Here is a 16,281-nt window from a genome sequence, read left to right as displayed (position 1 = left end):
GGATCCCGATGAAGACCGACGGTACCGACTCCGCCCCGCTCGACGTGCTGATCGTTGGTGGAGGGTTTGCCGGGATCTCGGCGGCCCGCGAGCTCTCCGCGATGGGCGCGAAGGTGCGCCTCCTCGACTCGTACACGGACCATCTCGGCGGACGCGCCTACGCGTACGACGCAGGCATCCCCGCGGGCTCGCCGCTCCGGTTCGACCATGGCGCCGAGTACGTGGGCGACGCGCAGAACACGATCATGGACCAGATTCGGGAGCTTTTGCCCGAGGGGCTCGTGAACGGCGCGAACCTCCGAACCAAGATCGTGCCGCCTTGGGAGGTGATGATCCTGAATGGGGAGCGCTACTGCTTCAAGGGAACGGACAGCCTCTTCGGGATCCCCGGAGCGCCACCTCAGCTCGGTATCGTGGCGGCGATCGGGATGGTCGGAATGATCGCCGAGATGTCCCTCATCGAGGCCTCGATCGACGTCGTCGAGCCTTGGAAGGGCCCCGACTGGCTGCTCGCGCTCGACAAGGTCGACGTCTGGTCGTGGCTCGGCGAAAAATGGTGGCTCGTGCCCACCGTGAAAGACCTCATGCGCATCAGCATCGAGGCCCTGCTCTCGGTCGAGCCGTCCCAGATCTCTCCCTATTACCTACTCTGGTATACCGCCTGCAACGACGGCTTCTTGAACGAGATCAACGACGACGTGGGCGGGCCCCAGCAATACTGGCTGAACAAGGGCACGAGCACCCTCGCCGAGGCGTACGCCGCGAAGGTGAGACACACCATCACCCAGGGCACGCGCGCCACCACGATCGACCTCCGCGGCGACACGGTGGTCGTGACGACGGACACGGGCGAGTGCATCAGGGCGAAGAAAGTCATCGTCGCCACGTCGCCCGCCACGGCCGGAAAGATCACCTTCTTGCCCGAGCCACCCGCGGCCAGGAAGGCGCTCATGTCCCAGCCCATGGGCACGACGCTGAAGTGCCAAGTATTCTACAAAGAGCCCTTCTGGCGAGACTCGAACGGCTATTCGTACGACGGCTACGTCGGCGGGGCGAACTACCCTATTCTCTGGGTGATGGACAACTCGGGGACCGGCCCCGAGGGGCCCTTCGTGCTCATGACCTTCACGGTGGGTGAGCAGCTCGCCAAGCTCGGACCGAACCCCACGCAAGACGCCATCGTGACGTGGATCACGGGCACGCTGCGCGACCTCTTCCAAGACGAGCGGGCCCTCCCGGAGGCGGGCCTCATGATCCGCCTCGACCACTACCTGTGGACACCGGAAGAGCCCCACGTCGGCGGTGGACCGAACACGATCTTCACGCCTGGAATGCTCACCGGAGAGCCGGGCCAGCTCCTCGATGCTTCGTGGGACGACAAGGTGTTCTTCGCGTGCGCCGAGAACGCGCGGAACCTCACGCCCCACTCGACCTCGCCTCGCTACGATCTCTTCGCCCCGGAGCACAAACCGGCCTATGGCGCCGACAAGGTGCTCCTCCCCACCTCCAAGGGCCCGTACTACACCAAATACTCCGATATGCGCGTGGATCTCGGGTACATGTCGGGGGCGATGGAATCGGGGCGTTACCGTGCGCACGAGGTGGCCCGGAGCCTCGGGCTCTCGGGGGCGCTGCCTCTGCCCACGAGCCAAGCGCCCACGGCGGTCGCGGGAGACGCCCTCTCGGCGGCCCCGACGATCACGCCCGACCACGTGGAGGCCGTGCTCCGGGAGCTTCGCGAAGAGCTCCTCGGCCCGAACGGGAAGGCACGCCTCGAGGGCTTCGCGGAGGGCCTCGCGAGCCCGCGCGGATTCCCCGCGTTCTTGCGAGAGCTCGTGGCGAAGGTGCTCAGCGGCGACGGAAACCCGATGTCCACGAGCGATGCCGCGCGCGTGCCCGAGCTCCTTCGGCACGTGAGAGACGTCGCCGTGGCGCTCGCCGCTCACGTCTTGCCCTCCCACGACGCACCTCCCACCGAGGTCGGGAGCCGAATCGCCGAGCACGTGAGCGCCATCGACGGCGCCATGAGCCCCCCAACGACATGACCCTACCGCCCCCACCGGAATCGAGCCCCGTGTCGACGTCGAGCCGTGGTCCGCGCCTCGGAGGCTCGATTTTCCCCGCCTCGCGCGAGGCGCCGATCGAGCTCGGGCGCTACGCGGTGGTCTCCATGCTCGGCAAGGGCGGGATGGGCGTGGTGTACGAAGCGGTCGATCGTGAACGCGGGCAGGTCGTCGCGCTGAAGACGCTCCGAAGCCTCGACCCGAACGGCCTGCGCCGCCTCAAGGCCGAGTTTCGGAGCGTCGCGGACATCGTGCACCGGAACCTCGTGCTCCTCCACGAGCTCGTGGCCGACGGCGACGACACGTTCTTCGTGATGGACTACGTCGCGGGAGAGAATTTCCTCGACCACGTGCGCGGGAAACGCATGTCACCGCGTGAGAAGAGCCGCGCCGAACCGCTCGCCGCGACGCTCCCCGAGCCCGTCGTGCGCACCGAGCGAACGGACGACGACGACGTCGCACCACCGCTCGATCCCTCGCGGCTCGACCGCCTCGGAGAGACGATCATCCAGGTCGTGTGCGGTCTCTCGGCCCTCCACAAGGCCGGGAAATTCCACCGCGACGTCAAGCCGACCAACGTGCGTGTCACGGCCCAGGGGCGCGCCGTCGTCCTCGACTTCGGCCTCGTGAAGGGCGAGGTCGGTCTCGATCTCTACGGACCGACGGCGGGGACGCCCGCGTACATGGCGCCGGAGCAGGTCCTCGGCCAGCCGGTGTCGGCGGCAACGGATCTCTACGCCGTAGGTGTGATGATGTACGAGGTGCTCGTCGGGCGCAGGCCGTTCGCCGGATCGCCGCTCTTCGTCCTCGCCAGCAAGGTCAACGCGATGCCTCCCCGGCCGCGTTCGTACGCGCCGTGGCTACCCGAGCACTTGGATGCATTATGCATGGATTTGCTCGCGACGTCCCCCGAGGCGCGCCCGTCGGCCGCCGAGGTCGTGCGGAGGCTCGGCGGCGACCCGGAGGCGCTCGCCACGGGGACGGGAGAGGGCCTCGCGCGCTCGGAGCTCTCGTCGTCGCAGGAGCGAAACGGCCCGGTCTCGGCACCGCCGGTCATGAGCTCGACGAGCCCGTTCCAACCGCAGGGAGACTCGCCTCAGGACGCTCGCCCTCCGAGCTCCGTCTCGCCGGGGCCCCTCTCGTCGTCGCAGAACGCATCTTCCCTGTCGCTGGTCGGTCGCGAACGAGAGCTCTCGCTCCTCGCCGAAGCGTACGCCGACGTGAAGCGAGGCAACACGGTCGCCGTCGCCGTGTCCGGGCACTCGGGCGTGGGCAAGAGCTCGGTCGTACGGGCCTTCCTCGACGGGCTCCGAGCGTCGGGCGAGGCGACCCTCCTCGAAGGCCGGTGTTACGAGCGTGAGAGCGTGCGCTTCAAGGCGTTCGACGAGGTGGTGGACGCCCTCGGTCAGCAGCTCCGCTTCGTGCCTTGGCAGGAGCGGGCCCAGATCGTCCCCGACGGCATCGGCGAGCTGTCGCGTATCTTCCCGGTGCTGGCCGACCTCGCGATCGCCGCGGGCGCTCGCCCCGACGACCGTGCCGTCGAGCCGGTGGAGCTCCAGCGCCGAGCCTTCGCGTGCTTGAAGGGGATCCTCGGCCGACTCTCGGCGCAGAAGCCGATCGTCGTCTACATCGACGACCTCCAGTGGAGCGACAAGGACAGCGGCAGGTTGCTCGTCGAGCTCTTGTCTCCACCCGAGCGACCACCGTTCTTGCTCGTCACCACGTTCCGTCGCGAAGAGGTGGCGACGAGCCCCGCGCTCGCGGCGCTAACCCACCCCGATCTGCGCGATAGAATTCGAGATTTGCACGTCGGACCGCTCTCGTTCCAGGGCTCGTGCGACCTCGCACGCAGGCTCTTCGCGGCGGCCGATCCCCCCCCGTCCGACGAGGTCGTCGCGGCCGTCGCGCGCGAATCCGATGGCAACCCGTTCTTCGTCGGGGAGCTCGTGAGGCACGTCTCTGCCGGTGGCGCCGTAGAGGTCTCGCTCTCCGAGGTCGTCGCCGCGCGGCTCTCCGGGCTCTCCGAGCGGGCGCGGCGGACCCTCGAGGTGGTCGCCGTCGCGGGACGCCCCCTCGAGCAAGGTATCGTCGAAAAGGCCGCCGGCCTCTCGAACGACGCGAGGGCCGTCATCGCCACCCTTCGTGCCCACGGGCTCGTACGAACCCGTGGGGCCCGCCAAAGGGACACCATCGAGACCTACCACGACCGCATCCGCGAGCACGCCTCGGGTGCGCTCCCCGACGACCAGCGCCGGGCCCGTCACCTCGCGATAGCTTCTGCGCTCGAGGGCTCGGGTCGCGCCGACGCCCGCGATCTCGCCCTCCATTTCCATGGGGCGGGCGACTTCCCTCGCGCCTACACGAACGCACGAAAGGCCGCCGAGCTCGAGGCCGAGGGCCTCGCCTTCGATCGCGCCGCCGAGCTCTTTTCGCTCGCGCTCGACTGCGCACCTCGCGACATCGAGGACATCGTCCGTGTTCGTGTGCGGCTCGCGGAGACGCTGGTCTGTGCGGGCCGCTCGGCCGAGGCCGCGCCGCATTTCCTCACGGCCGCCGCCGAGAGCCGCGAGCCTGCGTCGCTGGATTTGCGGCGCCTCGCGGCAGAGCAGCTCCTCGTCAGCGGGCGCATCGACGAGGGCGTAGAGGTGCTCCGCCCCGTGCTCGAGAAGGTAGGCCTCTCGTACCCCGAGACGCCGAGGCGCGCCGTCCTCGCCATGCTCACGCGCATCGCGGCGCTCGAGATTCGAGGCACGGGCACGCGCACGCGCCCCGAGGCCGAGGTACCGAAGGCCGACCTCGCGCGCGTCGACGTGGCGTGGTCCGCGGGAAAAGGGCTGCTCGCGGTCGACTCGGTGCGCGGCGCCTATTTCTTCGTTCGAACCTTGGAGCTCGCGCTCCGCGCCGGCGAGCCTCGGCGGGTCGCTCGAAGCCTCGCGATGTACGGCATGATGAACGTGTTCGGCGGTGATCGCGGCGGCGAGCGGCGGGGCATGGCGCTCATCGGGAAATCGCTCGCGCTCGCCGAGTCGCTCGAGGATCCTTCGGTGCTGGGCACGATCGACATCTGCTTCGGCACGGCCAAAATGAGCCTCGGGCAGTGGCTCCCGGGCCTCGAGCTCATGGAGCGCGGCATCGAGACGCTCGAATCTCGCGCCGTCGGCGTGGGGTGGGAGTGCGCGACCGGGCGCTCGAGCTGCCACAACGCGCGCATCTGGCGCGGGGACCTGGCCGCCATCGGAAAGAGCGCACCTGCCTGGTCTCGCGCGTCGGAGCGCGTCGGTGACAGGTACTCGTGGGTGACCGCGGAACTCTACACCGCGATCACCGAGCTCGCCGCCAACGATCCGAAGAGCGCGCGCCGCCGCGCGGAGAAGGCCATCGCCAGGTGGACGGACAAGGGCTTCCACTACCAGCACTGGCTCGCGCTCAAGGTGCACGTGTGGTGTGATCTCTACGAAGGGCGCACGGACGATGCGTACCGTAGGCTCGCGAGCGCCTATCGCGTCTACGAGCGCTCGGGGCTCGAGCGCGTCTTGCTCATGCGCCTCGACGCGCTCCTCCTCCGCGCGACGGTAGCCCTCGCCGCGAGCCCACACGTCCCCTCGGCGCTGGCAGAGGCCGAGCGCGACGCGAAGGCGCTCGAGCGCGAAGACCGTCCGGCGGGTCGGGGCGCGGCGGCGCTCGTTCGAGGAGGGATCGCCACCGCGCGACGAGAGTCGACGCGCGCTCGTACCGAGTACTCGGTCGCGGCGCGGGAGCTTCGTCGCGCCGACGTCCTGCTCCACGCCGCCGCGGCGGCCCTCGCGAGGCTTCCCCGAGCTCCCGACGAGCAGGCCGAGCACGACGCCGGCCGCGCGCACTTCACCTCGATGGGGATCGCGGCGCCCGAGAGGTTCCTACGGGTGCTCGCTCCGATATCTATGTAGACTGCATCTTCTTGAAGCAGCGGCGGCGGGGGCCGTGAGCGGGCCGAAGAGCGGACCCCAGGAGGCGGCCCGCTCCGCACGCAGGAGCTGCTCAGAGCGCGTGGCAGTAGCCGTTGATGCCCTCGATGACCTTGTCGGAGTCCTTCGAGTCCTTGTCCATCGCTTTCTCGAGCGCCTCCGCCTCTTTTCCGAGGGATTCTGCGGCTTTGGCATCGTTCGACTTCTCGGCCTTCTCGAGCTTCACCGAGAGATCGGCCAGCTTTCCGAACGACGCGGCGAGCGCCTCGTGGGTCTTCACGTAGTCGTCTCGGAACCCCTTGAGCTTCGGGTCCTCGAGCTGCACCGCGGCCACCTCGGCGTTGCCCTTCTTCACCTTCTCGAGGGCGGCCTTCATCTTCTCGGGCTTGTCGGGATCGACGTGCTCGAAGCCCGCCTGGCTCTTGTTGGCGGCGTCGATGAGCGCATTGCACTGCGTGACCTTCGACTTCCCACACCCGACCCCCGCGACGAGCGCGGCCCCGGCCAACACGACGATGACGAGCTTCTTCATGAACGAACCCCTTTCGCGCCACCGAGCCTACAGCGCCTCGACGAGTCCACGGCGGCCAAACGCACCGCGCTCGCAGCCCCGCACAAAAAGACGTGTGGCGGGCCTCGACGAGACCCGCCACCTCGCGCGAGCTTTCGCGTCGCTCAGTGACCGTGGGGATCCATGCCCGGAGGCATCCCCATGCCCGGAGGCATCCCCATGCCCGGAGGCATCTGCATGGGCGGAGGGGCCGACGGGGCGCCGGCGTCACCCGACTTTTGGTACTTGGTGACCGCCGCGGTGATGAGCTCCGACGGGTACGCGCCGACGACATAGACGACGTCGGAGCCGTCCTTCTTGGCGAAGTACTTCTTGTCCTTGTCCTCTTTGCCGAGCTTGAGCACGTACTTGCCGGCGTTGTCCTTGAGAGACACCGTGATGGTCGCCTCGGGAGCGTCGAGGCCGAGCTCGGCGGCGGGTTTGTCGCCGAAATCGTCCGCGTTGAGGGCCTTCATCGCGCGGAGCAGCTCGGTGATCTTGGCGTCGTCGAGCTTGTCGATCGGCTTCGCAGGGTCGGCGGGCTTGGCCTTGAAGGTGCCGGCCCACTTGTCCCCCTTGGTGAACGAGAGCTCGCCGTTCTTGTTCACGATGGTGATCTGGTTGGCGTTCGCGTCGTCGAACTTGAAGATGTCGGCGTCGCGCCAGCTCTTCACCTCACGCGCGTACACGTAGCTCGAGTAGCCCGTGCCCGCGAACACCGAGGGCTTCCCGTCGACCATGAGGAGCTGCCCGCGCCCGCCCGACTTGCCGAACGAGGCGTCGATCTTCTTGTCCGCGCCCTTGAAGGCCTGCACCCGAACGACCTTGTCGGCGTCGAACTCGTAGTCCTTCTTTTGCTCGTCGGTCACGGTGGAGTTCACCACCTCTTTGACCTTGAGCTCCTTCATGTTGTCGAGCATCGACTTCACGGCCTGCTGGTTCGCGTCGGCCTGGACGGGCTTCGTGAGGACCCACTTGTCGCCCTTCTTCTCGAGGACGACCTCGCCCTTCTTGCCGTTCGTCACCGAGATCTTGTCGACGTCTTCGGGGACCTTCAGCTCGGGGAGGGGCTCCGCCGCCGTGGTCGTCGCTTTGCCGACCTCGGCATCCGACTTGATCTGCTTGTAGGCGAGCCCGCCGAGCACGGCGAGCACCACGACTCCGAGGATGATCTTCTTCTGGGTATCCATGGTCTTTGGATTTCCGATGGGATTGCCCTGCCTCTCGACGGGGCGCAAAGGGAGGCTCGAAACGAAGACGGGAGGGAGAACGCTCTCCCTCCCGTGTGGTCGGCTCGGTTCAGGCGAGCGAGACCGACGCGCGCGCCGCATCGCGACGCATACGCCGGAACACGCCGATGAGCGCGAAGGCGAGCGGGATCATGAGCACGAGCACCGCTTCGATCCAGTGCTGCTGCTTCTTGCGGGCGGACTTCATCTCGTCCTCGCGCTTCTTGATCTGCTCGTCGGTCTCGTCCTCGAACTTCGGCTTGGCGACGTCGCCGTAGACGAGGTTCGGCTCGGAGAGGATCTTCGCCGAGACGGCCAAGAGGTCCGTGTCGCCGGTCATCCAGTCGAGGGTGTTCTTGAACGCCAAGATGGTGTTCGTGAGCGCCTGCTGGGCGTAGGGGCCCGCGATCTGGAGGAGCTGCTCGTCGCCGCCCATGGGCATCATCATGCCCATCTGGCCCATGTCGGGACCGTTGCCGGCGCGCGCGAACGGGTTCGTGAGGAACGCCGACGACGCGATGACGAGGACTCGCGAGGGCTTCTCGCTCTTCTCGGGCACCGTGACGCCGTCGCCCGAGGGGAACGCCGACTTGAGCGTGCCCTCGACCGAGGCCGCGAGGTTCTGCTGCGCGAACTCACCCTTGGGCTTCCAGGCCTTGAACGCCTTGAGGTCGACCGAGTCGGTCGTCTCGCGGAGCGCACGCGGGGTGGAGCGCGCCACGACGCGGAACTTGTCGGCCGCGATGTCGGGCTGCTTGTCCTTCTTCAGCTCGAGCGACGAGGCGAAGGGGAACGCGAGCGCCGGGATGCGGAAGAAGCCCGCGAAAGACGTGTCGAGGAACTGCTCGTCGCCGGTGTAGGCGGGGTTGTCCTGCACGTCGATGAACTGCGGGAAGCGCATGCTGGCGAGGCCGCCTTGGGTCATGACGCCCACGCGGAACGGGCGCCCGAAGTCGAGCACCGCGTCCTTGTGCATGACGATGCCGTAGCCCTCGGTGAGCTTCTCGATGCCGTGCGTGGACAGCGTGGCCTGCATCTGCGCATCGCCGGACTTCACGTTGACCGCGCTCGCGACGATGACGAGGCTCTTGCCCTTCATCACGAACTGGTTGACGCGCTTGAGCTCCTTCTCCGTGTAGTCCTTGCCGGGCTGCGTGATGATGAGCCCGTCGAGGGTGTCGTCGACCTCGGAGCCGCCCTCTTTGAGGTCGACGTCGACGAACTGATAGAACGGGAAGTTCTGCAGCACGATCTGCTGGAGCGAGGGCTTGCCCATGTTCGCCGGCACGAGGTTCGTGTCGGTGAGCTTGAGCTCGTCTTTGCCCGTGACGATGCCGATCTTGTGCTTGATGTTGTCGCCCTTGTCCCTAACCTCGCGGATTTTATTGGTAATCCAGAACTCGAGGCCCTCGGACCGGTCGGGCGGGAGGAACTTGATGGCGTCCTTCTCGGAGCCGTACTTGAAGACGATGCCCATGAAGCCCTGGGTGACCGAGGCTTTCTCCTGGTCGTCCGTGGCCTCGCCGAAGGGCTGCTCCACGAGGCCCGCGTCTTTGGCGGCCTTCTTCTGCTCTTCGTCCTTCGCCTCGATGAGGGTGAAGTCGAACTTGCCGCCGCTCGAGGCCTTGTACTCGAGGAGGAGATCGCGAAGGTCGCGGACGAAGGCGTCGAGCTTGGGGAGGCCCTTCGTCACGTACACGTCGCACTTCATCTCCTGCTTCATGCTGCGAAGCAGGTTGCCGCTGCCCTTCGAGAGGGTGAAGCGTTCGTTCTTGGTGACGTCGATGCGCTTGTACCCACCCACGGCGGAGAGCACGTTCACGGCCACGAGGATGGCCGCGATGATGAGGATGAGCGCGCCGGCTTCGGTCGCTGCTTTGGCTTTGCGTTCCATGGTTTTAAGACCTCAGCGCCACCTCCGGCCCTCGAGCTGCCGGAAGGATTCGAGCAAACAGAGCACCGTGACGGACACGAAGTACACGATCGCGCGGGTGTCGATGAGACCCCGGGCGAACGGCTCGTAGCGCGTCTGGAAGCTGAAGAACGAGATGACCTCGCCGGGCCAGCCCTTCACGAACTGAACGAGCGAGCCGACGAAGAAGAGGATGAGCAACGTGGCCGCGGTGGCGAAGTAGCTCACGATTTGGCTCTCGGTCATGCCCGAGAAGAGCATGCCGATCGCGATGCCGGCGCCGCCCATGAGGAACAGCCCGAGGATGCTCGACCAGAACGGACCCCAGTCGAACGCGCCCATGTTCCAGGGGAACTTGAACATGACGACCGGGTAGAGCACGAGGAGGCCGATTTGCACCGCGAGCACGCCGAGCGCGCCGAGGTACTTGCCGAGGATGACCTCGGAGTCGCGCACGGGGAGCGTGATCAAGAGCTCGATCGTGCCGAGGCGCTTCTCTTCGCTCATGGCGCGCATCGTGAAGAGCGGGATCGTCAAAAAGCAGATCCACGCGGGCACGAAGTCGAACATGCGGCCCATCGACGCGCGGTCGATCTGCCAAATGCCGCCTTGGTAGAAGAAGAAGTAGAGCCCGAACAGCACCATGCTGGCGCTGATGACGATGTAGGCGAGGGCCGAGTTGAAGTACCCGGCGAACTCGCGCTTCGTGATCGTCCAGAGGTTCTTCGTGAACGACGCCGACACGGCGGGCGCGGGCGCCTTGGCCGAGGAGCTCGAGGACGACGATTTCGCCGCGACAGCGGGTTTCTCGTCTTCTTCCTCTTCGTCCTCGTCGTCGTCGCTCTTCTCGTCCTCGCTCTCCTCACTCTCGTCCGAGGTGTCGTCGTCCGACGTGTCGTCGTCGTCGTCGTCCTCTTCGGCCGCGAGCTTCTTCTTCTTCTCTTCTTCTTCCTTGGTTTTGTCGCTCATGGCTCAGCCCTCGTCCTCGTCGTCCTCGTCCTCGTCGTCCTCGTCGTCGTCCTCGTCTCGCGAGGCGGCGGGGGCAGGCTCGGCCTTCCCGACTTGGCGGTTTCGGCGCTCGTCGCCGATGGTGAGGTGGCGGAAGACGTCCTCTAGGGTTTGTGTGTCGCGGTGGAGCTCGAGGAGCACCCACCCCTTGTCGGCGATGGCACGGAAGATGTCGGCGCGCAGGTCGATGTCGCGCTCGCTCGTGAGCTCGAAGGCGTGCGCCCGATCGTCGGTCGGCAGCTCGTTCACGCGGGTGGCGCCCTTCACGCTACGGAGCAGGTCGGCCACCTCGTTCTCGCGGGGGAGAGCGCCGGTGCCGCGGTACGGCGAGTCGGTCGACTCCTGGACCGCGACCACGTAACGGACGCGCCCGCTCTTGCCACGGATCTCGTCGAGCGAGCCGTCGGCCACGACACGCCCACGCGACACGATGATCGCGCGCGCGCACGCCGTCTCGACCTCTTTCAGGTTGTGGGTCGAGAGGAGCACCGTGCGGTCTTTGCCGATGTGGCGCAAATACTCGAGGAACTCGGCCTTCTCGTTCGGGTCGAGGTCGCTCGTGGGCTCGTCGAGGATGAGAATGGGCGGGTCGTGGATGAGCGCCTGCGCGAGGCCCACGCGCTGGCGATAGCCGTGCGAGAGCTGCCGGATCTCCTTGCCGAGCACCTGGGCGAGCCCCGCGACCTCGACCACCGAACGAGCGCGCTTCTTGAAGGTGCTCTCGTCGAGGTTGCGCAGGTCTGCGGCGAACTTGAGGTACTCGTAGACGCTCATCTCCAAGTAGAGAGGGGCGCGCTGCGGGAGGTAACCGAGGCTCTCGCGCACCGCGAGCGGGTGCTCGAAGACGTCGTGGCCGTTGACGCGGGCCGTCCCCGAGCTCGGCGCGATGAAGCACGTGAGAATGCGCATCGTGGTCGATTTGCCGGCGCCGTTCGGCCCCAGAAAACCCACGATTTCACCGCGGTTTACCTCGAAGTTGACTTTGTCGACCGCACGAAACGACCCGAAATTCTTCGACAGGTCGTTCGCATAGATCATCACGTCGGTGGACATCCGACCTCCGGGAAGGATGAGAAAAGGGGGGCAATCGCCCTAAAGACCGCTGCCCGAACCGGGCAGCCTCGAGACTTGTTCCCGCCGAACGAAACTTTTGCGAAGACGGGAACGTTCCCCGCAAAAGTGGGCGCCGAGCACGTACGTGGCGCCAGAAACCGCTGAATTTCGCGGGGAATTCGTGAAGACACACCCCGCGGGCGCGCATCCTATCGACAGGATCGGCGGTGTCAACGAAACGCGTGGGCGCCGACCTCGCTCACATGAACGAGCGTTCAGACTGGAGGGGCTCGTGGGGGGTGCGCGCTCGGGCTCAGAGTCGCAGCGAGAGCGCGGCGTCGACGACGTGGTCCAGGCTCGTGGCGTCGGCGCGGAGGCGCACGTACGTCGCGTCGTACCCGACGGAGACCCGGAGCACCTTGGCGAACCAATAGCCGGCGCTGCCTCCGCCGCCGACGCGCGTCGTGATGAAGGCATCGGTGAGCGAGTACGCCGCGCGACCGCCGTGGAACTGCGCGCCGAGGTCGAGGTCGGCGACCGGGTACACGCTGACGGACACGCTGCCCGAGGCGCCTTGGTCGAGGAGCGTCCCTTGGGCTCCGAACCCGACCGTGCGAGCGATGAGGACGTACTCTCGAAGCGACAGGGCACCGAGGCGAACCGGCCGCACCGCGCCGCCGAGGATCGCGACGGTGTGATCGTACGAGAGCGACAAGAGGCTCGTGTCCGTTCGAAAACCGACGAGGGCGCCGAGGTCGACGAAGCGCCGCGGGTCCAATAGCCGGGTAACGCCGTACTGGCTGAACGACGCGTTCGCGCCCAAGGCGAGCGCGGGGAGCACGTACCCGAGCACGGAGGCGCCGCCACCGCCGAACGTCGACGCGGACGAGGGATCCGAGCCGCCGCCCGCCTCGACGAACGCCGACACGCGGGTCGTGCGCTGAAGAAAGGGCAAGAGGGAACGCGGCCCGCCGGGGTCGTCGACGATCTTGCGCGCAAAGAGCGTCGCGGACACGCTCCCCTGGGTGCTCTCCCATCGTCGGAGCGGCGCCGCCTTGTCGTTCGACTCCCCGAACCCTCGGGCCCCTGAGAGCGTGAGCTGGTAGCGCCAGTCGGCGAGCTTCGGCGAGGGAGCAAGCGAGGGCGCCTCGTTCGAGGGCGATGGTCGAGGCGATGGCGGCGGGTTGGCTGGCGTCGACGACGCGGTCGGGGCCGCGCTCGGTCGCGCCTCGGGTGTCGTCGCGCTCGGGGCGGCTGCGGGCGCCTCTTCTCCCACGGCTACCGGCGCCGCTGGGGCCTCTTGGGCGTGAGCCGAGCTCGCCTTCAGGGTAACCACACTCGCGACGAGCCACGGCACGGCCAGGCGACGCACACGGCCTTCGATCGAAAGGGAGAGCACGCGCCATAGAACACCACACATCTGACTTGGGTGGTGAACGTGTTGCCGTATCCCTGTCGAACGGCCTGCCCGTCCCGCGGCCTTCCCTTCTGGCCGCGCGGAGCCGTCACGGGGCGGCCGAAGCGCGCGCGGACTCGGCCGCGTGGACCCAGCGCTCCCGCGTCCCGAAGGCCTCGCGGAGAGCCTGGAGGGTCCGCGCGGTCGTCTCGAGGTCCCGCTCGTCGATGCCTCGAGCGACCGACCGGAGGACGGCGGAGTCGACCCGATCGAGGGCCGCGACGAGGCTCTCGCCGCGACGCGTGAGGGCGACGAGGCGCGCGCGTGCGTGGCGTGGGTTCGGGGCGAGGGAGACGAGCCCTTCGCCCACCAGCGCATCGACGACGGGCTGGAGGGACTGTCGACGGACGGCGCGGATCTTCGCGAGCGCCGAGACCGTGCGCGGCCCCTCACGCGCGAGCCTGCGCAGCACCCACCGGCGGGTCGCCCCCTTCGCGCCCTCGTCGTAGAGGCGGTCGGCTACCCACGCGAGCCACTGGTAGAGCGCGATCGTCTCGTCGACGACGGCCTGCACCTTCGTGCGAGGACGCGGGGCGCGACGGCGACGAGGCGCGAGCGGCGACGAGGTCACGGGGGCGTGAGGTTCTATGACGACAGGGAACCTGTCAACTTGCCACGCGCGGGCCTTTCTCCGTGCCGCCACGTGATCCAGAAAGGACGCATGAACCTCGCTGGCTTCGCCTTCACCGAAGAAGAGAACCTCGCCACGGACGCCGCCGCCGATTTCTCCGCACGCAGGCTCGCGCCCGGCGCATCCGAGCGTGATCGAACGGGCGCGTTCCCGATCGAGGAGCTCCGTGAGCTCGCCACGATGGGCCTCCTCACGGCGAAGGTGGCGCCCGAGCTCGGGGGCGCCGGGCTCAGCAACGTGGGGTACGCGCGTGTCATGCAGAAGCTCGCGTACGGGTGTGCGTCGACGGCGGTGGTGGTGGCGTCGAGCAACCTGGTCTCCAAGGTCGTCTCCGAGCACGCGACCCCGGAGCAGCGGAGCGCGTGGCTCGATCCGCTCACGCGAGGCGAGCTCGGCACCGTGAGCTTCGCGCTCACCGAGCCGAAGGGGGGCTCCGACGCCGCCGCCATTTCGACCCGCGCGCGCGAGGACGGCGACGACTTCGTGCTCGATGGGGAAAAGGCCTGGATCACCGGCGCGACCCACGCGGCCTACCACCTCGTCTTCGCCCGCACGGACGGCGAGGGACGGGACGGACAGAGCGCGTTCGTCGTGCCCCGCGGGACGAAGGGGCTCGTCGTGGGGAGAGACGAGGACAAGATGGGGCAGCGCGCCTCCGGCACCGCGACGCTCGCGTTCGAGGGCTGCCGGGTCCCGAAGCGGAACCTCCTCGGGCGGCGGGGAGGTGGCTACGCGATGGCGCTCTCGGCGCTGGGCGCGGGGCGCGTGGGCATCGCGGCGCTCGCGCTCGGCCTCGGCGAAGCGGCGTTCGACGCGGGGCTCGCCTACGCCAAGGAGCGGAAGGTCTTTGGACAGGCCGTGGCGTCCTTTCAAAATAGCCAGTTTGCGATCGCGAACGCGCGCATCGACCTCGACGCCGCGTGGCTGCTCACGCTGCGCGCCGCGAGGGCGATCGACGAGGGCGCACGCGCGAGCGCCGAGGCGAGCATGGCGAAGATTTTCGCGACCGAGGCCGCGGGCCGGGTGATCGACAGCATGCTCCAGCTCCACGGAGGCTACGGCTGCTCGCGTGAGTACCTCGTCGAGCGACTCTACCGCGACGCCCGCGTGACGCGGATCTACGAGGGGACGAACGAGATCCAGCGTGTCATCGTCGCGCGGAGCGTGCTCGGCTGACCCGACGGCGGGCGCTCGGCGGGCGCGCCCTGGGCGAGCGCCGGGGCGAGGGCGCCATCGATCGAGAGATCGTGAGAGATCCGCTCGGCACGTGGGGTGCAAACGGGCATCCGCGCCGCGGAGCCGAACCCGCGGCGCGCTCTCTTCACCTTCGAGGTCCCCATGTACGCAACGCTCCGCGCCGTCCCTGTCTTCTTCGCCACCCTCGTGACCTGCGCGCTCGCCGCTGGCTGCGCCACGGCGCCGGAGGATCCCTCCCCGAGCGAGGATTTCCCTGTTCCCGTGACCTCCGACGTGGAGACCAAGCGGGACGACACCACCTGGACCACGAGCGACATCTGCAAGGCCTGCGGCTGCACGGTGAGCGGCTTCCAGTGCAACTGCGGCCTCCGGCCGAGCCCGAAGAAGCTCGAGTGCATCAAGAACGGCGGACCCACGAAGGTCATCTCGGCGACGCTCTCTCCCTGAGCCAAGCGTCGATCGTCGTGCGTGTCGTGGGCTCCGGACGCATGCAGGCGACCGCCACGGAGATCGGCACGCACCATGACGGTCGCCGTTTTCCCCACATGAGGCGCGGTGTACCATCGGCGCGACGGGCACGACGCCCGAGCATCGGAGCCTCACATGATCTCTCGGACGCCCGCACTCGCTGCCCTCTCGGCCCTCCTCCTCGGTCTCGTGGCCTGCCAAAAGACCCCGGATCCGAAGCCCGAGACCGCCGCCCAACCCGCGGCCGAGGGCCAGAAGCCGACCACCACCACGGCCGGTGAGGCCGCGTCGGGCTCGTTCCACACGTTCTCCGTGAAGCGCCTCGACGGCAAAGACGAGTCGCTCGCGGCCTACAAAGGCAAGGTCGTCTTGGTGGTGAACACGGCCTCGCAGTGCGGCTTCACCCCGCAGTACGAGGGCCTCCAGAAGCTCCACGAAGAGCTCTCTCCCAAGGGCTTCGCGGTGCTCGGCTTCCCCTCGAACGACTTCGGCGGACAGGAGCCCGGCTCGTCGCAGGAGATCGCCACGTTCTGCACCACCAAGTTCCACGTCACCTTCCCCATGTTCGAGAAGGTGAAGACGAAGGGCGACGGGGCCTCTCCCGTATATGCCTTTCTCGCCAAAGGCTTCGGCGCGCCCGAGTGGAATTTTCACAAGTACGTCGTCGGCAAAGACGGCCAGGTCAAGAAGGCATTCCCGAGCAAGGTGAAGCCCGACTCGGACGAGCTCCGCAAGGCCATCGACGACGCGCTCGCGGCGAAGTGACGAGG

Annotated in this window: 11 protein-coding genes and 1 pseudogene; 5 read left to right on the top strand and 7 right to left on the bottom strand. The window is 67.8% G+C overall.

The features are described from left to right. The first annotated feature begins 8 nt into the window (after positions 1-8). Entirely contained in the window at positions 9-2,045 is a 2,037-nt protein-coding gene (locus IPK71_09395; protein ID MBK8213953.1) for an FAD-dependent oxidoreductase, read from the top strand. Next, positions 2,042-5,989, top strand: coding sequence for an AAA family ATPase (locus tag IPK71_09390; protein ID MBK8213952.1), 3,948 nt, complete (start codon positions 2,042-2,044; stop codon positions 5,987-5,989). The genes IPK71_09395 and IPK71_09390 overlap by 4 nt, the downstream gene beginning before the upstream one ends. A 91-nt stretch (positions 5,990-6,080) precedes the next feature. Here IPK71_09390 and IPK71_09385 read toward each other — a convergent pair whose 3' ends face one another. The 7 genes and pseudogenes from IPK71_09385 to IPK71_09355 all read right to left on the bottom strand — a co-directional run bounded on the left by IPK71_09385 (position 6,081) and on the right by IPK71_09355 (position 13,786). Beyond that, the gene (locus IPK71_09385) at positions 6,081-6,539 is read right to left on the bottom strand and encodes a hypothetical protein (protein MBK8213951.1); all 459 of its coding nucleotides are present in this window, start codon (positions 6,537-6,539) and stop codon (positions 6,081-6,083) included. 143 nt (positions 6,540-6,682) lie between these two features. Then, positions 6,683-7,747 carry a DUF4340 domain-containing protein gene (locus IPK71_09380; protein ID MBK8213950.1) on the bottom strand — a complete coding sequence of 355 codons (1,065 nt, stop codon included), beginning with the start codon at positions 7,745-7,747 and terminating at the stop codon, positions 6,683-6,685. A 109-nt stretch (positions 7,748-7,856) separates the two neighbouring features. Continuing rightward, on the bottom strand, positions 7,857-9,680 hold the full coding sequence (locus IPK71_09375; protein ID MBK8213949.1) for a GldG family protein: 1,824 nt from the start codon (positions 9,678-9,680) through the stop codon (positions 7,857-7,859). Between the two features lie 12 nt (positions 9,681-9,692). Beyond that, complete coding sequence (locus IPK71_09370) at positions 9,693-10,442, bottom strand: ABC transporter permease (GenBank protein MBK8213948.1); 750 nt, start codon at positions 10,440-10,442, stop codon at positions 9,693-9,695. 54 nt (positions 10,443-10,496) lie between these two features. After that, positions 10,497-11,744, bottom strand: a pseudogene (locus IPK71_09365) (ATP-binding cassette domain-containing protein). A gap of 328 nt (positions 11,745-12,072) precedes the next feature. After that, positions 12,073-13,158: a hypothetical protein gene (locus IPK71_09360; GenBank protein MBK8213947.1), complete on the bottom strand. Its 1,086-nt coding sequence runs from the start codon at positions 13,156-13,158 to the stop codon at positions 12,073-12,075. Between the two features lie 106 nt (positions 13,159-13,264). Next, positions 13,265-13,786 carry a MarR family transcriptional regulator gene (locus IPK71_09355; GenBank protein ID MBK8213946.1) on the bottom strand — a complete coding sequence of 174 codons (522 nt, stop codon included), beginning with the start codon at positions 13,784-13,786 and terminating at the stop codon, positions 13,265-13,267. 90 nt (positions 13,787-13,876) lie between these two features. On the opposite strand from IPK71_09355, the gene IPK71_09350 reads away from it, so the two are divergent. From IPK71_09350 to IPK71_09340, 3 genes are all read left to right on the top strand, one after another. Then, positions 13,877-15,022 (top strand): acyl-CoA dehydrogenase family protein, encoded by a 1,146-nt coding sequence (locus IPK71_09350; GenBank protein MBK8213945.1) that lies wholly within the window; start codon positions 13,877-13,879, stop codon positions 15,020-15,022. A 162-nt stretch (positions 15,023-15,184) separates the two neighbouring features. Next, positions 15,185-15,490 carry a hypothetical protein gene (locus IPK71_09345; GenBank protein MBK8213944.1) on the top strand — a complete coding sequence of 102 codons (306 nt, stop codon included), beginning with the start codon at positions 15,185-15,187 and terminating at the stop codon, positions 15,488-15,490. A 156-nt stretch (positions 15,491-15,646) separates the two neighbouring features. Then, a complete protein-coding gene (locus IPK71_09340; protein ID MBK8213943.1) occupies positions 15,647-16,276 on the top strand; it encodes a glutathione peroxidase in 630 nt (209 codons plus the stop codon). Positions 16,277-16,281: the final 5 nt, after the last annotated feature.

Source organism: Myxococcales bacterium (genome assembly GCA_016712525.1).
Taxonomy (GTDB): Bacteria; Myxococcota_A; Polyangia; order Polyangiales; family Polyangiaceae; genus JAAFHV01.
Note: the sequence above shows the minus strand (reverse complement) of the source record. Positions and strands in the feature narration are given on the sequence as shown.

Coding starts and splice junctions, on each gene's coding strand:
- IPK71_09340 (MBK8213943.1), top strand. CDS start 15,647: ATGATCTCTCGGACGCCCGCACTCGCTGCCCTCTCGGCCCTCCTCCTC.
- IPK71_09350 (MBK8213945.1), top strand. CDS start 13,877: ATGAACCTCGCTGGCTTCGCCTTCACCGAAGAAGAGAACCTCGCCACG.
- IPK71_09395 (MBK8213953.1), top strand. CDS start 9: ATGAAGACCGACGGTACCGACTCCGCCCCGCTCGACGTGCTGATCGTT.
- IPK71_09385 (MBK8213951.1), bottom strand. CDS start 6,539: ATGAAGAAGCTCGTCATCGTCGTGTTGGCCGGGGCCGCGCTCGTCGCG.
- IPK71_09390 (MBK8213952.1), top strand. CDS start 2,042: ATGACCCTACCGCCCCCACCGGAATCGAGCCCCGTGTCGACGTCGAGC.
- IPK71_09345 (MBK8213944.1), top strand. CDS start 15,185: ATGTACGCAACGCTCCGCGCCGTCCCTGTCTTCTTCGCCACCCTCGTG.
- IPK71_09375 (MBK8213949.1), bottom strand. CDS start 9,680: ATGGAACGCAAAGCCAAAGCAGCGACCGAAGCCGGCGCGCTCATCCTC.
- IPK71_09380 (MBK8213950.1), bottom strand. CDS start 7,747: ATGGATACCCAGAAGAAGATCATCCTCGGAGTCGTGGTGCTCGCCGTG.